The sequence below is a fragment of the Deinococcus yavapaiensis KR-236 genome (assembly GCF_003217515.1).
Lineage (GTDB): Bacteria > Deinococcota > Deinococci > Deinococcales > Deinococcaceae > Deinococcus_A > Deinococcus_A yavapaiensis.
In genome coordinates, this window is sequence record NZ_QJSX01000029.1 from 1 (window position 1) to 20,722 (window position 20,722).

The 20,722-nt window shown below is 65.2% G+C and carries 22 protein-coding genes; 12 read left to right on the forward strand and 10 right to left on the reverse strand.

Annotated features, from left to right (window positions below; genetic code table 11):
- Positions 1–163: 163 nt before the first annotated feature.
- Entirely contained in the window at positions 164–742 is a 579-nt protein-coding gene (locus tag DES52_RS21545) for a hypothetical protein (protein WP_146237420.1), read from the reverse strand.
- On the opposite strand from DES52_RS21545, the gene DES52_RS23200 reads away from it, so the two are divergent.
- Positions 729–896: a hypothetical protein gene (locus tag DES52_RS23200; protein WP_170131217.1), complete on the forward strand. Its 168-nt coding sequence runs from the start codon at positions 729–731 to the stop codon at positions 894–896. The two genes, DES52_RS21545 and DES52_RS23200, sit on opposite strands and share 14 nt — an antisense overlap.
- Positions 897–935: 39 nt before the next feature.
- On the opposite strand, the gene hemW is transcribed toward DES52_RS23200, so the two are convergent.
- Genes hemW through DES52_RS21560 form a run of 3 tightly spaced genes read right to left on the reverse strand, consistent with a single transcriptional unit; the run spans position 936 to position 3,210 of the window.
- Entirely contained in the window at positions 936–2,045 is a 1,110-nt protein-coding gene (gene hemW / locus DES52_RS21550) for a radical SAM family heme chaperone HemW (RefSeq protein WP_110888901.1), read from the reverse strand.
- Positions 2,042–2,536: a hypothetical protein gene (locus DES52_RS21555; protein WP_110888902.1), complete on the reverse strand. Its 495-nt coding sequence runs from the start codon at positions 2,534–2,536 to the stop codon at positions 2,042–2,044. The genes hemW and DES52_RS21555 overlap by 4 nt, the downstream gene beginning before the upstream one ends.
- On the reverse strand, positions 2,533–3,210 hold the full coding sequence (locus tag DES52_RS21560) for a gamma-glutamyl-gamma-aminobutyrate hydrolase family protein (protein WP_245901219.1): 678 nt from the start codon (positions 3,208–3,210) through the stop codon (positions 2,533–2,535). Before DES52_RS21560 ends, DES52_RS21555 begins: the two co-directional genes overlap by 4 nt.
- 90 nt (positions 3,211–3,300) lie before the next feature.
- Between DES52_RS21560 and DES52_RS21565 the strand changes: the two genes are divergently transcribed.
- The 6 genes from DES52_RS21565 to DES52_RS21590 all read left to right on the forward strand — a co-directional run bounded on the left by DES52_RS21565 (position 3,301) and on the right by DES52_RS21590 (position 8,520).
- Entirely contained in the window at positions 3,301–4,071 is a 771-nt protein-coding gene (locus tag DES52_RS21565; RefSeq protein ID WP_110888904.1) for a metallophosphoesterase family protein, read from the forward strand.
- Between the two features lie 2 nt (positions 4,072–4,073).
- Positions 4,074–5,006, forward strand: a complete 933-nt coding sequence (locus DES52_RS21570; protein WP_110888905.1) for a DNA polymerase III subunit delta' — start codon at positions 4,074–4,076, stop codon at positions 5,004–5,006.
- A gap of 133 nt (positions 5,007–5,139) precedes the next feature.
- Positions 5,140–6,192: a PRC and DUF2382 domain-containing protein gene (locus DES52_RS21575; RefSeq protein ID WP_110888906.1), complete on the forward strand. Its 1,053-nt coding sequence runs from the start codon at positions 5,140–5,142 to the stop codon at positions 6,190–6,192.
- A gap of 67 nt (positions 6,193–6,259) precedes the next feature.
- On the forward strand, positions 6,260–6,841 hold the full coding sequence (locus tag DES52_RS21580) for a DUF2382 domain-containing protein (RefSeq protein WP_110888907.1): 582 nt from the start codon (positions 6,260–6,262) through the stop codon (positions 6,839–6,841).
- Positions 6,838–7,680 carry a hypothetical protein gene (locus tag DES52_RS21585; RefSeq protein WP_110888908.1) on the forward strand — a complete coding sequence of 281 codons (843 nt, stop codon included), beginning with the start codon at positions 6,838–6,840 and terminating at the stop codon, positions 7,678–7,680. The genes DES52_RS21580 and DES52_RS21585 overlap by 4 nt, the downstream gene beginning before the upstream one ends.
- Before the next feature lie 225 nt (positions 7,681–7,905).
- Positions 7,906–8,520: a phosphoribosylanthranilate isomerase gene (locus DES52_RS21590; protein WP_110888909.1), complete on the forward strand. Its 615-nt coding sequence runs from the start codon at positions 7,906–7,908 to the stop codon at positions 8,518–8,520.
- Between the two features lie 231 nt (positions 8,521–8,751).
- On the opposite strand, the gene DES52_RS21595 is transcribed toward DES52_RS21590, so the two are convergent.
- Positions 8,752–9,336 (reverse strand): biotin transporter BioY, encoded by a 585-nt coding sequence (locus DES52_RS21595; RefSeq protein WP_110888910.1) that lies wholly within the window; start codon positions 9,334–9,336, stop codon positions 8,752–8,754.
- Positions 9,333–10,115 (reverse strand): biotin--[acetyl-CoA-carboxylase] ligase, encoded by a 783-nt coding sequence (locus DES52_RS21600; protein ID WP_245901220.1) that lies wholly within the window; start codon positions 10,113–10,115, stop codon positions 9,333–9,335. Before DES52_RS21600 ends, DES52_RS21595 begins: the two co-directional genes overlap by 4 nt.
- A 25-nt stretch (positions 10,116–10,140) precedes the next feature.
- Here DES52_RS21600 and DES52_RS21605 point away from each other — a divergent pair, with 25 nt between their 5' ends.
- On the forward strand, positions 10,141–10,896 hold the full coding sequence (locus DES52_RS21605) for an alpha/beta fold hydrolase (protein ID WP_245901221.1): 756 nt from the start codon (positions 10,141–10,143) through the stop codon (positions 10,894–10,896).
- A 3-nt stretch (positions 10,897–10,899) separates the two neighbouring features.
- Here DES52_RS21605 and truA read toward each other — a convergent pair whose 3' ends face one another.
- Together truA and DES52_RS21615 are read right to left on the reverse strand one after the other, a co-directional pair.
- The gene (gene truA, locus DES52_RS21610; RefSeq protein WP_110888912.1) at positions 10,900–11,679 is read right to left on the reverse strand and encodes a tRNA pseudouridine(38-40) synthase TruA; all 780 of its coding nucleotides are present in this window, start codon (positions 11,677–11,679) and stop codon (positions 10,900–10,902) included.
- A gap of 10 nt (positions 11,680–11,689) precedes the next feature.
- Complete coding sequence (locus DES52_RS21615) at positions 11,690–12,328, reverse strand: DUF2270 domain-containing protein (RefSeq protein WP_245901222.1); 639 nt, start codon at positions 12,326–12,328, stop codon at positions 11,690–11,692.
- A gap of 252 nt (positions 12,329–12,580) precedes the next feature.
- Between DES52_RS21615 and DES52_RS21620 the strand changes: the two genes are divergently transcribed.
- Entirely contained in the window at positions 12,581–13,144 is a 564-nt protein-coding gene (locus DES52_RS21620; protein WP_110888913.1) for a DoxX family protein, read from the forward strand.
- Positions 13,145–13,214: 70 nt separating this feature from the next.
- Here the strand turns inward: DES52_RS21620 and DES52_RS21625 are convergent, their stop codons facing one another.
- Positions 13,215–14,507 carry a lipase family protein gene (locus DES52_RS21625; protein ID WP_170131219.1) on the reverse strand — a complete coding sequence of 431 codons (1,293 nt, stop codon included), beginning with the start codon at positions 14,505–14,507 and terminating at the stop codon, positions 13,215–13,217.
- Between the two features lie 140 nt (positions 14,508–14,647).
- On the opposite strand from DES52_RS21625, the gene DES52_RS21630 reads away from it, so the two are divergent.
- The gene (locus tag DES52_RS21630; RefSeq protein ID WP_110888926.1) at positions 14,648–15,793 is read left to right on the forward strand and encodes an aminotransferase class I/II-fold pyridoxal phosphate-dependent enzyme; all 1,146 of its coding nucleotides are present in this window, start codon (positions 14,648–14,650) and stop codon (positions 15,791–15,793) included.
- On the opposite strand, the gene DES52_RS21635 is transcribed toward DES52_RS21630, so the two are convergent.
- Entirely contained in the window at positions 15,790–17,019 is a 1,230-nt protein-coding gene (locus tag DES52_RS21635) for a lipase family protein (RefSeq protein ID WP_170131220.1), read from the reverse strand. The genes DES52_RS21630 and DES52_RS21635 overlap by 4 nt on opposite strands.
- Positions 17,020–17,170: 151 nt before the next feature.
- Here DES52_RS21635 and DES52_RS21640 point away from each other — a divergent pair, with 151 nt between their 5' ends.
- Entirely contained in the window at positions 17,171–18,943 is a 1,773-nt protein-coding gene (locus DES52_RS21640; protein WP_110888916.1) for an ABC transporter ATP-binding protein, read from the forward strand.
- The gene (locus tag DES52_RS21645) at positions 18,940–20,718 is read left to right on the forward strand and encodes an ATP-binding cassette domain-containing protein (protein ID WP_425451137.1); all 1,779 of its coding nucleotides are present in this window, start codon (positions 18,940–18,942) and stop codon (positions 20,716–20,718) included. The genes DES52_RS21640 and DES52_RS21645 overlap by 4 nt, the downstream gene beginning before the upstream one ends.
- The last annotated feature ends 4 nt before the right edge of the window (positions 20,719–20,722 follow it).

The following is a 20,722-nucleotide window of genomic DNA, read 5'->3' on the forward strand; positions in this document are numbered from 1 at the left end:
TAGAGCACCACCTTGCCAAGGTGGTTGTCGCGAGTTCGAATCTCGTCTCCCGCTCCAACCTAGGGTGCCCCTCCAATCACTGGAGGGGCACCCTAACTTGCATGTTAAGCACTTGACATCAGAGTCGAAAGAAAGCGTTGAACGAGGAGAACAAGGGTGCGTGCTACACTGCTTGAACGTTCGCGCGGAGCGAAAAGGAAGGAACGATATGACGAACGACCAAATGCCCGAGGAGTTGCGAGCGGCGGTTGATGCGCTGCAAGAGGGCCCTGTAGACGAAGACGCCCAAGCGGACGTCGAAGAGTTGGAAGACGAGGAATTCGTCGACGTCGACGATCTCGTTGCATTGCTCACGAAAATGCAAGAGACGTTGGACGAGCAATCGAAGGAATTGCGTGGCCTGCGCCGCGAAATGCGCGAACTTCGCGAGCAGATGAGTCCGCAAAATCGCGGTGGTTCCCAGCGCCGCGAAGAGCGCGACGACCGCGGCTTCCGTCCGCGCCAAGAAGGCTTCACGCCTCGTAACTCTGACGGTGATCGCGGCGGCTTCCAGCGTCGCGACGACCGCGGTGGTGACCGCGGCGGCTACCAAGGGCGCAGCGACGACCGCGGTGGTGACCGTGGTGGCTTCCAACGCCGCGACGACCGTGGCGGTTACCAAGGGCGCAGTGATCGCGGTGGCGACCGTGGCGGCTTTCAGGGGCGCAGCGACGACCGCGGTGGTGACCGTGGCGGTTTCCAACGCCGTGACGATCGCGGCGGTGACCGTGAATTCCGCCCTCGTGAAGACCGTGCTCCTCGCGAAGGATCGGGCGGCGATTTCCGGCCTCGTGCTCGCCGCGACCACGGCTGGAACGAACGCAAGCGCGACGAGTAAGGCTCCTCAGCATTCATAAAGACGAGCGACTTCAACTGGAGTCGCTCGTCTTTACGTTTCAGTTCGTCAGGAAGGTGCGAATGACGTCGTTCAGCACCCAGCGGCCCGCGGCGGTCGTACGAAGGTCAGGGCCGGATTGCTCGAGCCATCCCTTTCGGGCAAGAAGATCGAGGGTAGAGGCGTAGCGAGCTCGAACGTCGAGGTCGGCGCGCAGCGACAAGTCGTCCAAATCGACGCCTGCCGTGAGACGCAACCCCATGAAGAGCGCGTCCGTCACGAATTCCTCCGGCGTGATGGGATCAATGTCGCCAAGCTCTCCTGCCAACCAACCGGGAAGGGTCGGGTTCGTTCGGCGCTCGCCTTTCAAGTGCTGGTCCCGCGAAGGGTAATGACCTGCGGCGGAGGGACCTAGGCCAAGGTAGAAGCGGTTGGTCCAATAAGCGAGGTTGTGCCGCGACTCTGTCCCTGGCTTCGCGTAATTGCTGATTTCGTAGCGCTCGAATCCTAGCTCGCCGAGAAGGGTTGCCGTTCGCTCGAATCCCAGTTGCTCGTCGTCTTCGGAGACCGTGACGCCGCGCCGATCGAATTCCGTCCCGGGCTCGATGGTGAGGGTGTAAGCGCTGACGTGCTCGACGCCGAGCGCGACGAGCTCGCGGACGTCGGAATCGAGCGGTTGGCCGGGTACGGCCGTAATGAGGTCGCCCGAGACGCGAAAGCGGTGGCCGAGCAAGGTTCGAACGGCTTGGCGGGCGCTCGCGGCGTCGTGCTGTCGGCCCAGGAACTTGAGGGTCGCGTCGTCGAGACTTTGCACCCCGACAGACGCTCGATCGAAGCCGAGCGAGCGCCAATGGCGGGCGCGCGCGTCCGAGACGGTGCCCGGATTCACCTCCAAGGTGTTCTCGACACGGCCCCATCCCAGATGCTCGCGGACGCTGGAAACCAGTTCTTCCAACTCGCCGTCTCTCAGGAAGGACGGTGTTCCGCCGCCGAGGTAAACGGTATCCAGATCTACTTCGTACCGCTCGGCCAGCGTTCGGGCTTCCTCGCGAGCTCGCTTCAAATAAGCTTCCACTTGGCCCGCTGAGCGGGTTAGGACGTGAAAGTCGCAGTACGGGCAGATGCTCGGACAGAAGGGAACATGAATGTACAGGTGACGAACGACGGTCATACGTAGGTGAGGCTGTGCGGCGTTTGCGCCCACCACGTGTGCAGAACGCGGTGCAAGTCACTCGCGGTCGAGGACATTACGGGAACGCCGGCGCTGGTACAAGCGCTGGCGAGCGAACACGCGCCTTCCGGTGCGTCCAGCGTCAAAGCCGCCGTCCACGCCGGGAACACTCCACCTTCGTGGTAAGAGACGCCGCCGAGATCGACTTGCCGTGACGAGACTTCCACCGCTGGCCCACCTCGTAGGGTCGCTCCGACCACCACGGTCCCTTTGGGCTGCAAATCGTCGAGGGCGGCGAGAAGAGGAGTCACGTCGCTCGTGACGAGCACGTCGACGCGGCCTTTGAAGCGGGCGGCGCTCAGGACTTTCGCCACTTCGCCGAGCTTGTCGCCGCTGCAGACCACGAGCCAGTGATGCCCGCCTGTCGCACCTTGCCACTGCGCTCTCGGGCAGCCGTAAAGGTCCGACCAGACGCGCTCGGGGCCGTTCACGCGAACAACTCCATGAAGGCGCTGAAGGCGCCGCGCGTCTCAGGAGCGTTCTCGTACGTGAGTTCCGGATGCCATTGCACGCACACGAGGCCTTCGCCTTCCAGCGCCTCGACCCAGCCGTCGCGAGAACGCGCGACGACTTTGAGTGACGGCGCGACGGTATCGACGGCTTGGTGATGATGCGAGTTCACGAGAAGGTGGGTCGGGTGATGCCGCGCGAGAATCCCGTCTCCTTCGAAGACGACGTCGTGCGTCAAGGCATCGTACGGTCGACCTTGCGTGTGCCCGTCGAGATGCTGGTGAAGCGTGCCGCCCTCGAGGACGTTCACGAGTTGCAGGCCGCGGCAGATTCCGAGCACGGGCAACCCGCGCGCTCGAGCGGCCAGGTAAAGGGCGGCCTCCACTTCGTCTCGTAGCGTGTCCACGTCACCCAACTGTGGATGCGGCGCTTGACCGTATCGGTCGGGCGCGACATCCACGCCGCCCGTGAGCAGCAGGCCGTCGAGTTGAGCGACGAGGTCGTGGGCTGCTTCGGGCAGAAGCGGAAGCAGCGAGGGAAGGCCGCCAGCACGCCATAAGCTTTGCGCGTACGCGATGGCGGTGCCTTGGTAAGAACGCCCGAGGATGGGGTCGGAAAGGTGAGCGATGCTCATCCCGATGCGAGGCCGAGTCACTGCGAAATAATAGTGCGCCCGCGTGAGGGATGGAAACCGTTCGGCGGAACCGGCTGCCTGACGAGGAGGGCGGGCGCTTCTCCCGCTATCATGCTGATCGTGCGACTTCTGCTCGTGTCGGACATTCACGCCAACCTCGCGGCCTTCGAAGCCGTCCTCGCCGACGCGGATCGGCGTGGCTTCGACGCCGTGTACTGCCTCGGGGACGCGCTGGGGTACGGACCGAGACCTCGAGAGGTGATGCGACTTCTGCAAACTCGCGAAGCGAGCTGCGTGCTGGGCAACCACGACGCTTGGGCTCTGGAGTTCCTGCGCGGCGAAGCGCCCGTGCGCCGCGACGGCGTCGTCGGGCAGGCGTTGAATTGGCAGCTTTCCTGCTTGACGCCGAACGAGTTGGAGTTCTTGGCGCAGTGGCCCGACGGACGCGACGAACGCGTCGACGGCACGGACGTGCGTTTTCGGCACGGCTCGCCGATGTCCTACCTCGAGTACGTCGATTCGCTTGCCAGCGCGAGAGAAGCCTTCGGTCGCTGGGAGGGACGGGTGTGCTGCGTCGGTCATACCCACGTGCCTGGCGTCTACACGACGTTGCAAGGTCCGCCGGGCGACTGGCTGCGGTACCAGTCTCTGACGGCCGGAGGGCGCTTCTCGGTTCCGCCGAATGCTCGTGTCATCTTGAACCCCGGGTCGGTGGGGCAACCGCGCGACGGCGACGCTCGCGCGAGTTACGGCTTGCTGGATGTCACACGAGGAATCTTCGAGGTCGTGCGCGTTTCGTATGACATTGCCCGGACGCAGGTGGAGGTGCGTGCCGCGCGCTTGCCCGACGTGCTGGCCGCCCGTTTGGAGGTGGGCCGGTAACCGTGGGCACTGCCGACTTCGGCTTGATCGGTCACGCGGAGGTGTTGAACGCCGTTCGTTCGTTTCGCGGACACGCGTTGCTGCTCGTTGGCCCGGCCCGAGTCGGCAAGCGAATGTTGGCTCGCGTGATGGCCGCCTTGTTCAACTGCACGGCGAGCGACGCGCCTTGCGGGCGGTGCGTTTCGTGCACGGCGTTGTTGCGAGAAGCGCATCCGGACGTGATGGAAATCGAGCCGAAAGCGGTGACCTCGACGGGAAAGGCGGCGCGGCGCAAGCTCATTCCCGTCTCGGTCGTCACCGAGCGGCGCGACGAGGGGCGCGAGTACGAGCGGCACGTCGTGGAGTGGCTGGAGGTCGCGCCGACGTTCGAGCGCCGCGTCGTGATCGTGGACGGAGCGGAGCACCTCGGGGACGAGGCGGCCAACGCCATGCTCAAGGTCGTGGAGGAGCCTCCGCACGGCGCGATGTTCGTCTTCCTCGCCGAGGAGGTCCGGGCGGTGTTGCCGACGATCGTGTCGCGAACGGCGCGCTTCGACGTCCCGCCCGCGAGCGACGCCGAGATGAACGCCGCGATGGCGCGACTGGGGACGACGGATGCGGAGCTGCTGGGATTCGCGAACGGGCGACCGGGCGTGCTGATAGAACGTGCGCGCGCCCGTGGCGCCTTGGAGGACGCTCGCTCGCTCGTGGACGCAGTGCCGCAAGGCATGATGGCGGCGCTCGTCGCCGCCGAGACGTTGGAAAAGCGCTTCGACGCGGACTTGCACGCGGAGGCGCTGCGCTTCGTGCTCGCCTCGCACGAAGCGTCCGTGCGTGTCGCCGCCGACGAGGCCTTGGAGCGGTTGCTGGCGGCGTTGGAGCAGTACGTCAGCCCCAGCCTCGCGTTTCAGCTGTTCGCGCTGGAGTTGCGAGCCGCCTTCGGCTCGTCGATCTGAGTTACATTCTCTGGACTGCCTGAACTCGAGCTTTCCCGGGCCCTAAGGTTTGCTGTAAGCCTCTTAGCGGCCGCCAAATGGATGTGCCAAAGGCACTTTCTATGCTGCAAGGGCCTTACGGAGGAGGCATGACATGGCTAATTTGATACCCCTTTCCGATTTGGTCCGCGACCGCAACTACGACTTCCGCAGCGAAGGCATTTACGATCCGACGGGCAGTCCGGCGTACGGCGCCAACGGGCAAAAGGTCGGAACGATTCGGGGGGCCATGGCAGAGCCGGACTCCGGTCGTTTGCGCTACTTGGTCGTGGATGTCGGCGGCTGGTTCACGAGCAAGGAAGTGCTGGTGCCCGTGGGCCTCGCGCGCATCGAAGACGACGCCGTGTACTTCGATACCTTGACGAAGGATCAAGTCAAGGCGATGCAAGAGTACCGGAACGGCCAAGACTACGGATACGACGCGCAACTGTCCGACGAGCGCGTGCTGCGCGGCTCGGATGTTCGCAACGACACCATGACGATGGGAACGAGCAGCGATACGACCTTGTCGAGCACCGAGCGTGCGGGCAGCGGACTCGGCACCGTCTCCACGGACTCGTCGATGGGCGTCGCGAGCGGCACGACGGGCATGGCCGCGCAAACGTACAACTACCGCGACGAGGACACGGCCGATGCCCTCTTCAAGACGCCGCAACGCTTGCGCCTTCTCGAAGAGCGCTTGCTCGTCGACAAGGAGCGCTACCACGCCGGCAGCGTCGAAGTCGGCAAGCGCGTCGAGACGCGCACCGAGCAGGTGCCCGTGAGCTTGACGCGCGAAGAGATTATTATCGAGCGCCACCCTGTGACGAACCCGACGCCAGTGGACGGCAACGTGCAACTTGGCGCGGGCAACGAGACAATTCGCGTGGACCTCGAAGCCGAACGGGCGGAAGTGCGCAAGCAAGCGTTCGTGACGGAGGAAGTCACGATCGGCGAGCGGGAAGTCAGCCAGACGCAGACGTTCACGGAAACGGTCGGGCGGGAAGTGCTGGACGTGAACCGCACGGGCGGCGTGGACGTACGCAACGACAGCTTGGAGACGGGGACCGTCACGCGCCGTGACGACCGCAACTTGCTGGAGAAGACGGGCGACGCGCTTGAGGACGGCATCGATCGCATCGACGGCAAGACGGATCGCAATCGATAAAGGGCTGCGGCGTGGGACGGCGAGCCATCGCGCGCCGCCGTCCCACGCCGCGCCGAAGTGAGGACGCATGAACGAGAACGAATCTCACACGAGCGTTACTGAAATCGATGTGCGGCGAGAAGCCGAATTAGAGCGAGGTGCGACTGAAGTCGCACGATTGCAATTGCTGGAGGAGCGAGCGTTCGTACAAAAGCGCCGCGAACAAACGGGGCAAGTGCGCGTTCGCCGAGAAGTGGAACGCCGCACGGAAACCGTGACCGTCGAACTGTTGACCGAGACGGTGTACATCGAACTCGCGCCGGGCAGCACGGGCGTGTTTTTCGGCGATGAACCGCTGCTCGAAGGGCAGACGCGAGAAATCGTGACGTACCGCGAGGAAGCCGAAGTCACGAAGCGTCCGGTCGTGATGGAAGAGGTGCGCATTCTCAAGCGCGTCCTCAACGAGGAGCGAAGCTTCGACGTGGAACTCGGGCGGGAAGTGCTGCGCCTCGATCAAGTCAGTGCCGAGGACGTCTTGGAGACGCGCACCGAGCAAGTTCCGGGGTCCACCGTGAAGGCACCTACGCTGAACGAACTCGGCTCCACCGCGCGTTCGGACGGCCCGAGCACGCCAAGCCTCATCGACCGAGAGGAAGGACCTACTTCATGAGCCACTTGACCGAACACAAGCAAGACGCGGAGCATACGGCGGCGAACCTCGCTCAGCCGGTGCAACAAGGATTCGAGGTCGCCGTGGACGCCGTGCCGACCCCGGCTCGTCACGTCGCCGAGAGTATCGGCGGATTGACCGAGGCCGTCGCCGAGACGATCGCGCACGGAGCGAAAGCGGCCGCTCACGTACCCAGTCACGCGCTTGAGGTCACGAAAGAAGCGGCCGCGCACGCGGGACACCTTGGCGGCCAGATGCTCGGGCGCGCGGCGGAGACGGTGAAGAACAAAGTGCAGAGCCGACCCGAGCGGCGCGTCGTGAAGCGAGTGAAAGCGGCGCACGAGCGGGCCGAGCGGGCGGAGCGCGCCGAACGTGAAGCGCGCAACGCGGCGAAGATGGCGGCGATCACGGCCAAGAAAGCCCAGGCGAAACTCACCGCGCAAGCGGCCAAGGCCGCCGCGAAGCACAAGGCGAGCGAGGAAAGCGCCCTCAAGAGCGTCAAGTCCCTCGAAAAGCAGATGGCGAGCCGTATGAAGAGCCACGAGGTCGCCATTCACGACTTGGAATTGAAGGTGGGCGCCCTCGCGAAGCGCCGCCCGAGAAAGAGCGGCGGCAACGGCTTGCTGTGGCTGCTCGTCCTGGCGGGCGGTGGTTACTACCTCGCACGCAATCCGAGTGTTCGCCGCAAGATTCGCGAGACCGCCGAGAAGTTCAGCCCGCAGGTGGCGTCGTCACTTCACTCGGCAAGCCGTTCGGCCCGGCAGATCATCGGAGAGGTCTGGATCGAGCGTGACGAATCCTCACCTGCTGCGAGCGCGGCGGACGGCAAGAAAGCTTGAGAACGCGCGGCGAACGCGCCCTCGAAGCTTCGAGAAGATGTGGCACGTTCGGCGGCTGAGGTATTCGTACCCGACTCGAGCTTCATCCTTCGCCGTGCAACGAGACGGCTCACGGGAAGTCGCGGTTTGACGGGTGAGGGGCGCGCGAACAGCGCGCCTTTTTTGTCATGGCGTCATGGAGGCCGAAGCCTTGCGTTCTGCAGGTCTTGCGCTAGACTTCTCGTCATGTCTCGAACACGCGTCAAAATCTGCGGCACGACGAGCGCCGAAGATGCCTTGCTCGCGCAAGACGCGGGAGCGGACGCGATCGGCTTGATTTTCGCGTCGATCAGCAAGCGGCGAGTGGACGTCGCGGCGGCGCGGCGCATCAGCTTGGCGCTCGATCCGTCGTTCGGCCGTATCGGCGTGTTCTTGGATGCCTCGCTCGACGAGGTGCTCAGGACGGCCCACGAAGCGCGTTTGAGCGCCGTGCAAGTGCATGGAGAGGTCGGCGACGCCTTCTTGGACGTCTTGCTGAATTTCTGGCCGGTTCTCCGTGCCCTCAGGCCGGGCGACGAGATACCGACTCCGCGAACGGGCTTGTCACTGCTGTTCGACGCTGCCAAACCTGGCGGGGGCGTGCCCTTCGATTGGCGAAGCGTGCCCTTTCCGGCGGGTGCTTGGCTGGCTGGCGGCTTGAGTCCGGAGAACGTGTGTGAGGCGATGACGCTTCTGCGCCCGTTCGGGGTGGACGCGGTCAGCTCGCTCGAGCGCGGCCCCGGACGTAAAGATCCCGCCCGTGTTCGAGCGTTCGTGGAGCAATCGAGGCGCTTCGATGGTGAGCGTTTCCTGAGCTCGTAACCGTTCCGGTACCGAAGTTATCCACAGGAACTCCCCCTCCTGTGGATAACTTTCCCCGGTCCTCCTACCACCAGGATGGCATCATGCTGGAGCACGTCCAGGACACGAAAAACGAAGACCGCTCGGGACTTTTCTCCCGAGCAGATCCGAAAGTTTTTCACAGCCCCTGTGGATAACTTTGTGGATAACTTGTCGGGCCACTTCCCCAAAGTCAATGGCCCGTGAGCATGGTCAGCGACGGCCCAAGAAAGCCCAAGCACTTGGGAGCAACGCCGCCGCCAAGAGCAACTTCAAGGCGTCTCCAAGCAGGAACGGAGTGAATCCCGCCGCCAAGAGCGCGCTCCACTCTCGCAGCGCGGGCACCGCGAGCGCCAACCACGGCAAGCCGAACGCGTAGATGACGAGGTTACCGGCAATCATCGCTCCTACCGTGCCGAGCACCTTGCGGTCGGCGGCGAGACGTTCCACGAGCCACCCCACGACGAACGCCGCGGCGATGAAGCCAATCAGGAAGCCTCCTGTCGGACCGAAGATCTTCGCGAGGCCGCCCGCTCCTCCCGCGAGCACGGGCAACCCGACGGCGCCCGCCGCCAAATAGGTCGCGATGGCCGCCGCGCCGCGCTTCGAGCCGAGCGCCGCGCCGACCAGCAGCACCCCCAGAGTTTGCAAGGTGATCGGTACGGGCTTAATCGGCACCTCGACTTGGGCGAGCAAGGCCACGAAGGCGGCGGCGAGCACCACCAAGGCGACGTCGCGCGCTACGGACGCGCGCGGCAACAGAGTTTGAATCAACGTCGGGTTCACGGTCGTTTTCATATGGCTCCTCCTGTAGTCCTGTTCGAGAATTCGTTGGCTTCCGAAGCGACGGTGCCGATGAGGGCGACGTCCCCCGCCTCGACGCGCACCAGCTTGTCTTCCACCTCGACGAGCAACGCGCCGTCGGCCGCCACGTCTCGCGCCACGCCGACCACGTCGCCGTGCCTCGCGCGAACATGCACTTCACGGTTCAGCGTCACGCTGAACGAGCGCCAAGCGTCCAGCACGCGAGCAGGGGGGGCGCTCAGCCACACTTCGATTTGCCAAAGCAAGTCGCGCAGCAACGTCGGGCGATGCACGGCGCGAAACTCGACGAGACTCGCTGCGCCTTCGGGCGCCCCGCTCACGTTCACGCCTACGCCGAGCACGGCGGCGCGCACTTGCCCGCCGCGCACGTCCGCTTCCAGCAAGATGCCCGCGAGCTTTCGCCCGTCGGGCGCGAGCAGATCGTTCGGCCACTTCAAGCCGCCGACGCCGCACGCGCTTCGAAGCGCCACGGCCACGGCGAGCGGGGCGAGCGCGAGTGACGAGACGTTCGGGAACGCTCCAAGCTGCACCGAGAACATCAGGGCGGTGCCTGGATTGCTCCACGCTCGCCCACGCCTCCCACGTCCCGCCGTTTGACGCTGCGCCACGACCACGGCACCTCGCTCCGCTTCTCGCCAGGCGCGTACTTCGTCTTGAGTGCTCGTCACCTCGGTCAGGCAACGCAACGACCGCCCGAACTGCCCGAGCGGTCGGACGTTCTCGGGCGTCGGTGTATCATCCTCGAGCGGCACGCCCCGTAGTGTGCTGGAACAGGCCGTGAGACGCAAGAGGCGCGGAGAGGAGGTCAAGGTGGAGGGCGAGTTCGTTCGCGTCGCAGACGCTTGCTTGCACGTTTTGCGCGAAGGGAGGGGTGCGCCGCTCGCCCTGCTTCCCGGCGGGTTCGGCTGCGAGGACTACTTGCGCGACGTGTCCGACTTGCTTTCGGACACCTTCGAGGTGCTGCGAATCGAGCCTCGCGGTTGCGGTCGGTCGAGCGAAACGCTTCCGTACGACGTGGCGTCCAACGTGCGCGACCTCGACGGGATTCGAGCGGCGCTCGGCTTCGACACGTGGATCGTAGGCGGGCACTCTGCCGGGGCCGACCTCGCGCTCGCCTACGCCGTCCATTTCGCGAAGCGGACGCGCGCCCTGCTCCACATGGCCGGGACGGGGGTGCACAACGACCGAGACTGGTCGGCGGCGTACCATGCCGGGAAGGACGCGGGTCTCGATCCTCTGCCCGATCCGCCCCCCGCGTGGAATCCCGAAGTGCACGCCGCCATGACCTCTTCGTGGCGGCAGTGGATCAAGCGCCCCGAACTGCTCGGGGAACTCGCACGCCTCGACGTTCCGACGCTTTTTCTGCACGGCGAGCAGGACGTTCGACCGAGCTGGCCCGTGCGGCAACTCGCCCACCTGCTGCCGCAGGCGCGTTACGAGGACGTGGCGGGCGCGCGACATTGGTTGTGGCTGGACCACGCGGATGAAGTGCGAACGCGCCTGCGACGTTTCCTGGGGGCGCTGCCGACCTGACCGTCAGTCGTACGAGGCGCCCATGAAGTACAATCCGTGCGGCGCCACGTTCGGTCCCGCGAGTCGGCGGTCCTTCCCGTTCAGCACGCTTCGCAGGTCGTCCACGCCGAGCTTGCCTTCCCCGACGAGCAGAAGCGTTCCGACAAGCCCGCGGATCATGTGCCGCAGAAAGCTCTCGCCCGTCACGTGGACCTCCAGCAAATCACCGCTCGCCCGCACGTCCAAGACGAGCAGGTCGCGCGTCGTTTGCCGTTCCTCGCGCGTCGCGAAGGCCGCGAAGTCATGCCGACCGACGAGCGTAGCCGCCGCCGCCCCCATCGCGTTTACGTCCAAGTTCGGTGAAACGAGCAAGGCGCGCCCTTCCCAGAGGGGAGAGCGAACCGCCGAGGGAAGCAGGCGGTAGACGTACGAACGGGACGTCGCCGAGAAGCGCGCATGAAATCCGCGCGGCGCGGCGGTCACGTCCAGCACCGCGACGTCCCGCGCCAGCAGGGCGTTGAGCGCCAACGGCAAGCGCGCGGGCGGCACTTTCAACGTGCCTTCGCGTACATCGACGTGGATCGGCATGGCCGCCGCGTGAACTCCCGCGTCCGTCCGACCTGCCGCCACCGGTCGTTCGCACACGCACAACCGCGACAACGCCGCGTGAACGTCGTCTTGGACGGAGCGCGAATTCGCTTGACTTTGCCATCCCACGAAGCCGCGTCCGTCCCACTGCAACGTCGAGCGCAAGCGCACGAAGCCGTCGGGCGGCGAGTAAAAGCGTGGCGTGGGCGTCTGCACGGCGGTTCGGTCAATCCATTTCGAGCGGGTACGATCGGGCGCGCAACGCGAGGATGATCAAGGCGGCGTAGAACGCGAGGACGAGCAGCAGCGCCGCCCAGCCGGGCAACAACCCGATTCGCGCGACGTCCACGACCTGCGCGGCGGAGAATACCGAGTTGGCGGGACGGCTGATGTCGAGCTTCGCCAACCAAGCGATCAACAGCGAGGCGTACAGCCAAAGATAGTTACGCCGCAAGCGCCAACCCACGGCCTGCAAGTGGTCGAGGGGAATGTGCGGCTTGTCGAGCTCACGAATCATGTACGACCGCCAGGATTGATCGATCGAATCGCCCAGCACCGACGGATAGAAGAACTTCTCGAGCACGCGCACGCGAAGGTGCGAAATCTCGAAGAGCCGAAAGCGTCGCGCCTCGACGTGCAAGAAGAACACGTTCATCAGCATCGCGGCGATCATGATCTCGTCGGGACCTTGCGGACTGAAGGCGTATCCCAGCAACCCTGCCGTCGTGATGACCGCCCAGTTCGTCGTCGTGTCGAGTCGCACGCGGTACGACGTCATGCGGCCCACCTCGCCGCGGTACAAGTGAATGATGCCGTTCGCGGCGTTCAGCGAGAAGTCAGGAGGAGAAGGTGCGGGCGTCGTCACCGCTTCTCATTGTGCATCACTCACGTCGATCCGACCGTTCCTTCAGCACTTCGGCGACTTCGAACACGAAGCTCGCCGCGCCCGATCAAGACCCGACGTCCGCGTGATGACGAGGGTGCTGGGCGCGTGAAGGGTATTCGGTGAGGCGGTAATGCAGTGGTAACGACGGCCTTGCATTCTACGGTCATCAACGGAAGGCGAGTTCGAACAGGAAAACCTGAAACTCACGTCCGTTCGAGGAAGGTGACGAGAATGCTCACTGCAGATGTCCGCCGCACCACTCCCAAGTTCGACCTCTCGCGCTTCACGTTCGCCAACGCCCGCACCGCCCCCCTTTGGGCCCTCCTGCGAGTGTACGTCGGCTACGAATGGCTGACTGCCGGGCTCCACAAAGCCAGCGACCCCAATGGAGTGTGGATCGGCGCGAAGGCCGGGGTGGCCGTCGGCGGCTTTCTAAAGGGCGCGCTCGCCAAGACCGCCGGTGACCACCCCGATGTGCAAGGTTGGTACGCGTCGTTCATCCAGAACTTCGCCTTGCCGAACGCCACGCTCTTCTCGTATCTCGTGACCTTCGGCGAGATCGCCGTCGGTCTCGCCCTCATCCTCGGTCTGTTCACGGCGGTCGCCGCGTTCTTCGGCGGTTTCATGAACGTGGCGTACCTTCTGGCGGGAACGGTCAGCACGAACCCGGTTCTGTTCGTCCTCGCGACATGGCTCGTCCTCGCGTGGCGCGTCGCCGGGTACCTCGGGCTCGACTACTTCGTCTTGCCGCGCCTGGGGTTCAAGACGCCAAGCGCGAGACCCAAGGACAACTGAGAAGCCGCGTGATGCGCGAGCAATGACGACCCCGCCGAAAGGCGGGGTCGTCGTGACGGCAACGCGCAGATCAGCGCTTGCGCTTGCTCGCGAACTCGACCTTGGAGTTCACGTTGCCCTTCATCAGCGTTTGGTAGCGGGCAGTCGAGCACGAGGTCGGGGCAGTCAGGCCCGCTTCGCGTTCGCGCATCCAACGTAAAGTATCGGCGAAGCCGAACTGCCGAGCTTGGTAATGATTCGCGCCTTCGTATTCACGCTGCACGATGGCGCGGCCGAACGCGCAACTCTTGCGGATGAACGTGAGTTGCGCGTTCGCGGTCACGATCGGGTCGGTGAGGCCTGTCAGGACGATCGCCGGGATGACGCGGCCCGAGGCGTCGAATCCGGGCGAGTTGAGCTTCACGAGCTTCGACAATTCCGAATCGAAGGCGCGCAAGGATCCGCCTTGCAGCGCTTGCCAGAAAGATGGCCGGTAGAGGCTCGCTCCGTCGTTGGGGTAGTGTCGCGCGACTGTGCTGACACACGCGCGAATGCTCGCCCCGTCCAGCGACGTCAACCAGCGGTCTTGCAGCAACTTGCGCGTGTCCACGCCGTAGCGCTCGGCGTAGCTGCGCGCGAGATACGGTCCCAGCACCGGTCGCTCGCGAAAGAGCGTTGCGACGTCCATGGCGGGCGCGTAACCGATCACGCCGCCGATCTTGAGCTCAGGGGCGTACGACGCCGCCATGTCGGCTGCGGCGAACGCGCCGTGCCCGCCTTGCGAGTAGCCCGCCAAGAAGACCTTGCCCGTCATCTCCGGACCGTTCGCCCGCTCGCGCACGAAGTTGAAGGCGGCGCGGGCGGCGTCGAGCATCACGCGACCCTCGGCGTTCGAGACGAAGTACGGCTGGACTGCGCGCTCGTCATCGAAGTTAGCCCAGTCGGGCAGGATCGAGACGTAGCCTTGCGTGGCGTACGAGAGCATGTGCGCCTCGTAATCGCCCCAGTTGTCCGCCCGAGCGTTCTCACGCGTGGGAGCGCATTCATCCATGATGCCCGTGGTGCCCGCTCCCATGACGTACAGCGAGGCGCTCTGCCCCTTGGGCAGAACCGGGACGTACAGCAGCGCGGACACGGTGATGGAACGGTTGGCTTCGTCGGTCGTGCGTATTTTCAAGCGAAATCGTTCGACGGGATAGCGCGCGCTCGGCACGCCCGCGCGGGCGTACAAGGACGACATGGTGGAGCGTACGTCGGTGAGGCTCGCCGCGCGCCGCGTCTCGGCGGACAAGATGCTGCCCGGCATGACGACAGGTTGAGCGAACACGAGCGTCGAGGAGAACGAGGAGAACAAGGTCAAGGAAAGGAGGAATCGACTCGGCATGAACGGCACCTGACCCATCCTGAAGGAACCGTGAAGCAATGGGATAAGAAAAGCTCAAGACGCAAACTCATGAAGGTCGTCGTGATGGGCAGCCCGTCTAGACTGTCGTCGTGCCGAACGTTTCGAAGCGGGCGAAGGCCATGCCCGAAAGCATCTTCACCGTGATGGACCGTGCGAAGAGCGCCGCGCGATCGAACGGCCTCGACGTCATCGACCTCTCCATCGGTTCGTCCGACCTCGCGCCTCCAATCGCCGTGCTCGACGCTTTACGCGAGGCGACCCGCGATCCTTCGACGTACCGCTATCCGCTGCACAGCGACACCGCCGACTTGCGAAGTGCCGCCGCGCTCTACATGCGCCGCCGTTTCGACGTCACCCTCGACGCCGAGCGCTACGTGCTGCCGCTCATCGGCGCGCAAGAAGGCCTCGCTCACCTGCTGCTGGCCGTGACCGACCCGGGCGACACGATTTTGCTGCCCGACCCTGCCTACCCGCCGTACCTCGGAGCGGCGACCTTGGCCGGCTTGCACGTCCACCGTCTGCCCCTGACCGCCGAGAACGCCTTCCTGCCTCGCCTCGACGTCATTCGCGAAGACGCCTTGCGGCGCGCGAAGGTGCTGCTGCTGAACTACCCGAACAACCCGACGTCCGCCACGGCGACCGTGACGTTCTTCGAAGAGGCGGTACGCTTTTGTCGAGCGCACGACTTGCTGCTCGTTCACGACCACCCGTACGCCGAAACGACGTTCGGCGACTACCGTGCGCCGAGCGCTCTGGAGGTCGATCGGGACGCGCTCACCACCGTCGAACTCCACTCTCTGAGCAAAAGCTTCTCGATGGGCGGCTTTCGCGTCGGATTCGCCGTCGGACATCCGGACGTCTTGGCGGCGCTCGCCCGCGTCAAGGGCGCCGTGGACTTCCATCAATACCTCGGCATTCAACGCGCGGCCGCCGTCGCCTTGAACTTGCCCGAATCCTTCGCGCGCGAAACGGCCGACGTCTTCGAGGCACGCCGAGACGCTCTCCTGCCCGAAGTGCGCCGGCTCGGTTGGACGGCCGACATCCCGAGGGCCGGGATGTACGTTTGGGCAAAGCTGCCGCCGAATTTGCCGAACTCGCTCGACTTCGCTTCGCGGCTCGCGCGCGAGACGGGCGTGGCCTTGGCGCCCGGGGTCGCCTTCGGTCCCAGCGGGGAAGGGTACGTTCGGTTCGCCCTCGTGCGCGCGCCGAACGACTTGCTTGAAGCCGTTCGGCGCATCGAGGCGTACTGCGCGACCCCGACTTAATTCACGCAACTGCTCGGCGCGGCGCTTCCGGCCGTCACACCGCGGATCCACGCGAGGGCGTCTCGGAACGCGACCTGCCGCGTCTGGTAGTGGTTGATGCCGGGATACTCACGGTACGACACGCGCCGCCCGAGGCCGCACTGCGTTCGCACGAAAGCGCGCTGTGCGGCCGCCGTGACGATGTCGTCCGTCGTGCCTTGCGCGATGAAGGCCGGAACATTCGCGCCCGCCTTGTTCATGCCCGCGTTGTTCAGGCGCAAGGCGCGCGCCACGCCCGGCCAACGCTGGCCGACCGTGCCCGACGCGAGGGCCTGCAAGAAGTCCGGCTTGAAGATGTCGCTCGCCCGCTTGCTGTACATCTGGTGCAAGTTCCCGACGCACTGCGCGAGGGCGTTGCGCGACAAGCCCGCGTAGACGTTCGGAAGCAGGAGGTCTTGCGCGTTCACTTGATCTCGCCCGTAGTACTGCTGGTAGGCCGCCACGACGTACGGCCCGAAGGCGCCGTGTTCGCGCCACAACGTCGCGACGTTCGTCGTGGCGCCGAACACCGCGAGGCCCTTCACGGGAACGTCGGGCGCGTACGACTTCCAGAGGTCGGCGGCGGCGAAGCTGGAGTGCCCGCCTTGCGAGTACCCGCTGAAGAACACCGCGCGCGCCGGACGGGCATTGTCGTCTCGCCCCTCGAAGAATTGGGACGCGGCGCGCGCCGCGTCCAGCAGAATGCGCGCTTCCGAATTCGACACGAAGTACGGTTGCAGCCGCGCCGGATCGTCGAAGTAGGCGTAGTCGGGCATGATCGCGATCATGCCTTGCGCGGCGTACGACAGCAGGTGCCCTTGATACCAGCCCCACGATTGCCGAGCGGGATTCTCGTCGAAGGGCGAGCAGTTGTCCGCGAGACCCGTCGTGCCCGCTCCGAGAACGTACACCGGAAGGCTTTGCGGCTTCGGAAGGTCGGGGACGAAGATCTGCGCTTTGACGGTGATGGAGCGCCCGCGTTCGTCGGTGGACCGCAGGCGCAAGTCGTAACGACGCACAGTGTAGAGAGGCTGAGGTTCGTTCACGCGTGCGTACAAGGCCGCGCCCGCCGCCGACACGGCGGCAGGGGCGTAGGTGCCCGAAGAGGCGCTGGACGCGATGACGTTCGGAACGCTTCGTTGAGCCAGCGCGCCGGAGCCCGCCAGGAGCGCGAACGCCGCCGTGATTCGAATCCATGAAGTTCGCATTGTGCAGAGTCGCATCGTGGAGTCAGTGTTGACGTCCTGCACGGGCGCATCGGCGAGAATTGACTCAAAGTGCCTTGAGAGCGCCTGAAGACTCGTGAAGCTAGACCATCATGCCGATGTGCCCTCCACGCCCCCTCGCTAGGCTGTCCGCATGTCGTCTTCGCGCTCCTCCGATAGCCGTTCCACGCGCGCGGCCCTGAAGGTGCTCGCACGCTACCTGGGACCTCAGTGGGCGCTCGTGACGCTTCTGCTCGTCTTGCTGCTGAGCTCGATCGGCCTGCAACTTCTCACGCCACAGATCTTGGCGAGCTACATCGACGTCGCCCGCGAGCAAGGCGCGCTCGCCACGTTGCAACGCTTCGCCTTCACGTACATCGTCTTGGGACTGCTCGTGCAACTCTTCTCGGCGGGCGCGACGTACGTCGGCGCGAACGTCGGCTGGACCGCCACGAATCGCCTGCGTGCGGACCTCATGCGCCACCTCCTGAAGCTCGACATGAGCTACCACAAGGAGCGCACGCCCGGAGAGATGATCGAGCGGGTCGACGGAGACGTGACGGCGTTGTCGAACTTCTTCTCGCAGTTCAGCGTCCGCGTGTTCGGCGCCGCACTTTTGCTGCTCGGCAGCCTCGTGATGTTTTGGCGTGAAGACGTGCGGGTCGGCGCGATCGTGACGGTCTTCGCGTGCTTCACGCTGTTCGCCTTGCTGCGCGCGCGCCGCGTCGGCGTCGAGCCGTCCAAGAAAGAGCGCGAGGCGAGCGCGGAACTGTACGGCTTCATCGAGGAGCGCCTCACGGGCCTCGACGACGTGCGCGCCCTCGGCGGCGGAGCGCACGCCCTGCGGGGATTTCTGGGCGTGCAGAAGAACTTCTTCTGGAAAGCCTATCGAGCGTGGATCGCGCGCAGCGTCGTGTGGCAACTGAGCTTTTTGATGTTCGCCATCGGGTACGTCGGGATTCTTGGCCTCGCCGTGGGTTTCTACGCGGCGGGCACCATCACGCTCGGCACGGCGTACCTCTACTACACCTACATGACCCTCATCGAAGACCCGATCGATCAGCTCACGCAGCAACTCCAGGAATTGCAGAAGGCGGGCGCGGGCCTCATTCGCATCGGCGAGGTCTTCGGGCTGAGCACCGAGCTTCGAGAAGGCGCGCGGGAAGTGCCGTCGGGCGCCACCGAGGTCGCCTTTCGAGACGTCTCCTTCGCGTACGGCGACACGCCGGTGCTCAAAGACGTCGACTTCACCTTGCGAGCAGGGCGGACGCTGGGCTTGCTGGGACGAACGGGCAGCGGCAAGACGACCTTGACGCGGCTCGTGTCGCGCCTGTACGACCCCACGGCGGGCTCTGTGACGCTTTCGGGCATCGACACCCGCGACCTCTCCTTGGAAAGCTTGCGCGAACACGTCGCGGTCGTCACTCAGGACGTTCAACTCTTCCAAGCGTCGATTCGCGACAACCTCACCCTCTTCGACGACCGCCTTCCCGACGAGCGTGTCGCCGCCGCTCTGGAGGAAGTCGGCCTCGGCGACTGGTTGGCCTCGCAAGCGGACGGCTTGGATTCCGCCCTCGCGTCCGGAAGCCTCTCGGCAGGTGAAGCTCAACTTCTCGCCTTCGCGCGCGTCCTGCTGCGCGATCCCGGCCTCGTGATCCTCGACGAGCCTTCGAGTCGCCTCGATCCCGCCACGGAGGCACGCTTAACGAAGGCGATGGAGCGTCTCTTGCTGCACCGCACGGCGATCGTGATCGCGCACCGCCTCGACACGGTCGCCCGCGCCGACGACATCCTCGTGCTCGGCGACGGCGAGATCGTGGAATTCGGGCCGCGTGAAGCGCTCGCCTGTCGGCCATCGTCGCGCTACAGCCAACTGCTGCGCGCCGCCTCTCAAGGCCGCGCCGATTTCGAAGAGGTGCTTTCGTGACCGTTTCTCACCCGCCTTCCGTCGACCGCTCGACCGAGCGCATTCGCGTTTGGCCGTTGATGCGGCGTTTGTTCGCGTACAAGCCGTTGCTGTTTTGGCTGAACGTGCTGTTGTTCGGCGTCTTCCACTCCTTGCCGCTCGCGACCGGCTACCTCGCCGCCGAACTCTTTCGCCGTCTCGACGAGAACAACATCTCAGGAGCGTGGCTCGTCCTGCTGCTCTTCGGGGGGGTGCGCCTCGCGCGCTTCACGACGTTCTTCTTCGCGTTTCGCCTCTGGATTCGCATTTGGCTGACGCTCGACGCTCTCATTCGGCGCAATCTCATCGCGCACCTTTTGACGGCGCGCGGTTCGCGGCGCCTGCCGGAAACGCCCGCCGAGGCCGTCAACCGCTTTCGTGACGACGTGGACGGCGTCGCCGAGTACACCGAGTACCTCGTCGACGGAACCGGCATCTTGCTGTACGCGGGCTTGGCCATCGGAATCATGGCGAGCGTCAATCCGCTCGTAACGGCCGTCGTGTGCACGCCGATGCTGCTGATGGTGCTGCTCGTGCGGCGTCTCAGCCCCACGATTCGCGCGTACCGCCGCCGCTCGCGTGAATCGACCGCCAAAGTCACAGAATTCGTCGGGGAAACGTTCGCCGCCGTGTCTACCGTGAAGCTCGCCGCCCGCGAATCCCAGATGGTGCGTCACCTCGAACACCTCGGCGCGGCGCGCAAATTCGCGGCGTTGCGCGACGTTCTGCTGACCGAGCTCATTCGCAGCGTCAACACGAACATGGTGCAAGTCGCCGTGGGCTTCGTGCTGCTGCTGTCAGCGCCGCGCTTGCTGTCCGGCTCGTTCGGCATCGGAGACTTCGTGCTGTTCGCGTCGTACCTTCCGAGGTTGGCGCACTCCATGACCTTCTTCGGCGGGATGCTCGCGCAGCATCGACGTTCGGGCGTGAACTTCGAGCGTATGACACGCCTGCTGCAAGACGCTCCGCCCGAGAAGCTCGTCGAGCATCACGAAATTTACCTCGACGGTGATCCGCCGCCCGCGCCGCCCCTGCCTCCTCGCGAGGACCTGCACGAAGTGAAGGTCGTGGGCCTGACCGCTCTGCACGACGGCGGTCGAGGAGTGCAGGACGTGGACCTCACGCTGCGCCGCGGCGAATTCGTGGTCGTCACCGGCCGCATCGGAAGCGGCAAGACGACGTTGCTGCGCGCCCTGCTCGGCCTTTTGCCCGCGACGGGCGACGTCTACTGGAACGGACGCCTCGTGGAGGACCGGGCGTCCTTCTTCGTGCCGCCCAGAAGCGCGTACACGTCGCAAGTGCCGCAACTCTTCTCGGATCCGCTGCGCGACAACGTCTTGATGGGCGAGGGAGAGGAGCGGCTCGAGCGCGCGCTCGACCTTAGCGTCCTGCGGCGTGACATCGGCTCGCTCGAACGCGGCCTCGACACGCTCGTCGGCGCGCGCGGCGTGAAGCTCAGCGGCGGGCAGATCAGCCGTTCGGCCGCCGCGCGCATGTTCGCCAGAAGCGCAGAACTGCTGGTCTTCGACGACCTCTCCAGCGCCCTCGACGCCGAGACGGAACGGCAACTGTGGGACGGCGTGTTCGAGCATCTCGGCGTGACCTGCCTCGTCGTGTCGCATCGACGCGCGGCGCTTTTGCGTGCCGATCACATCGTCGTTTTGAAAGACGGACGCGTGGAGGCGCGAGGCAAGCTCGGCGAATTGCTGGAGCGTAGCGAGGAGATGCGGGCCTTGTGGGCCGAAGAGGAGGCCTAGACGG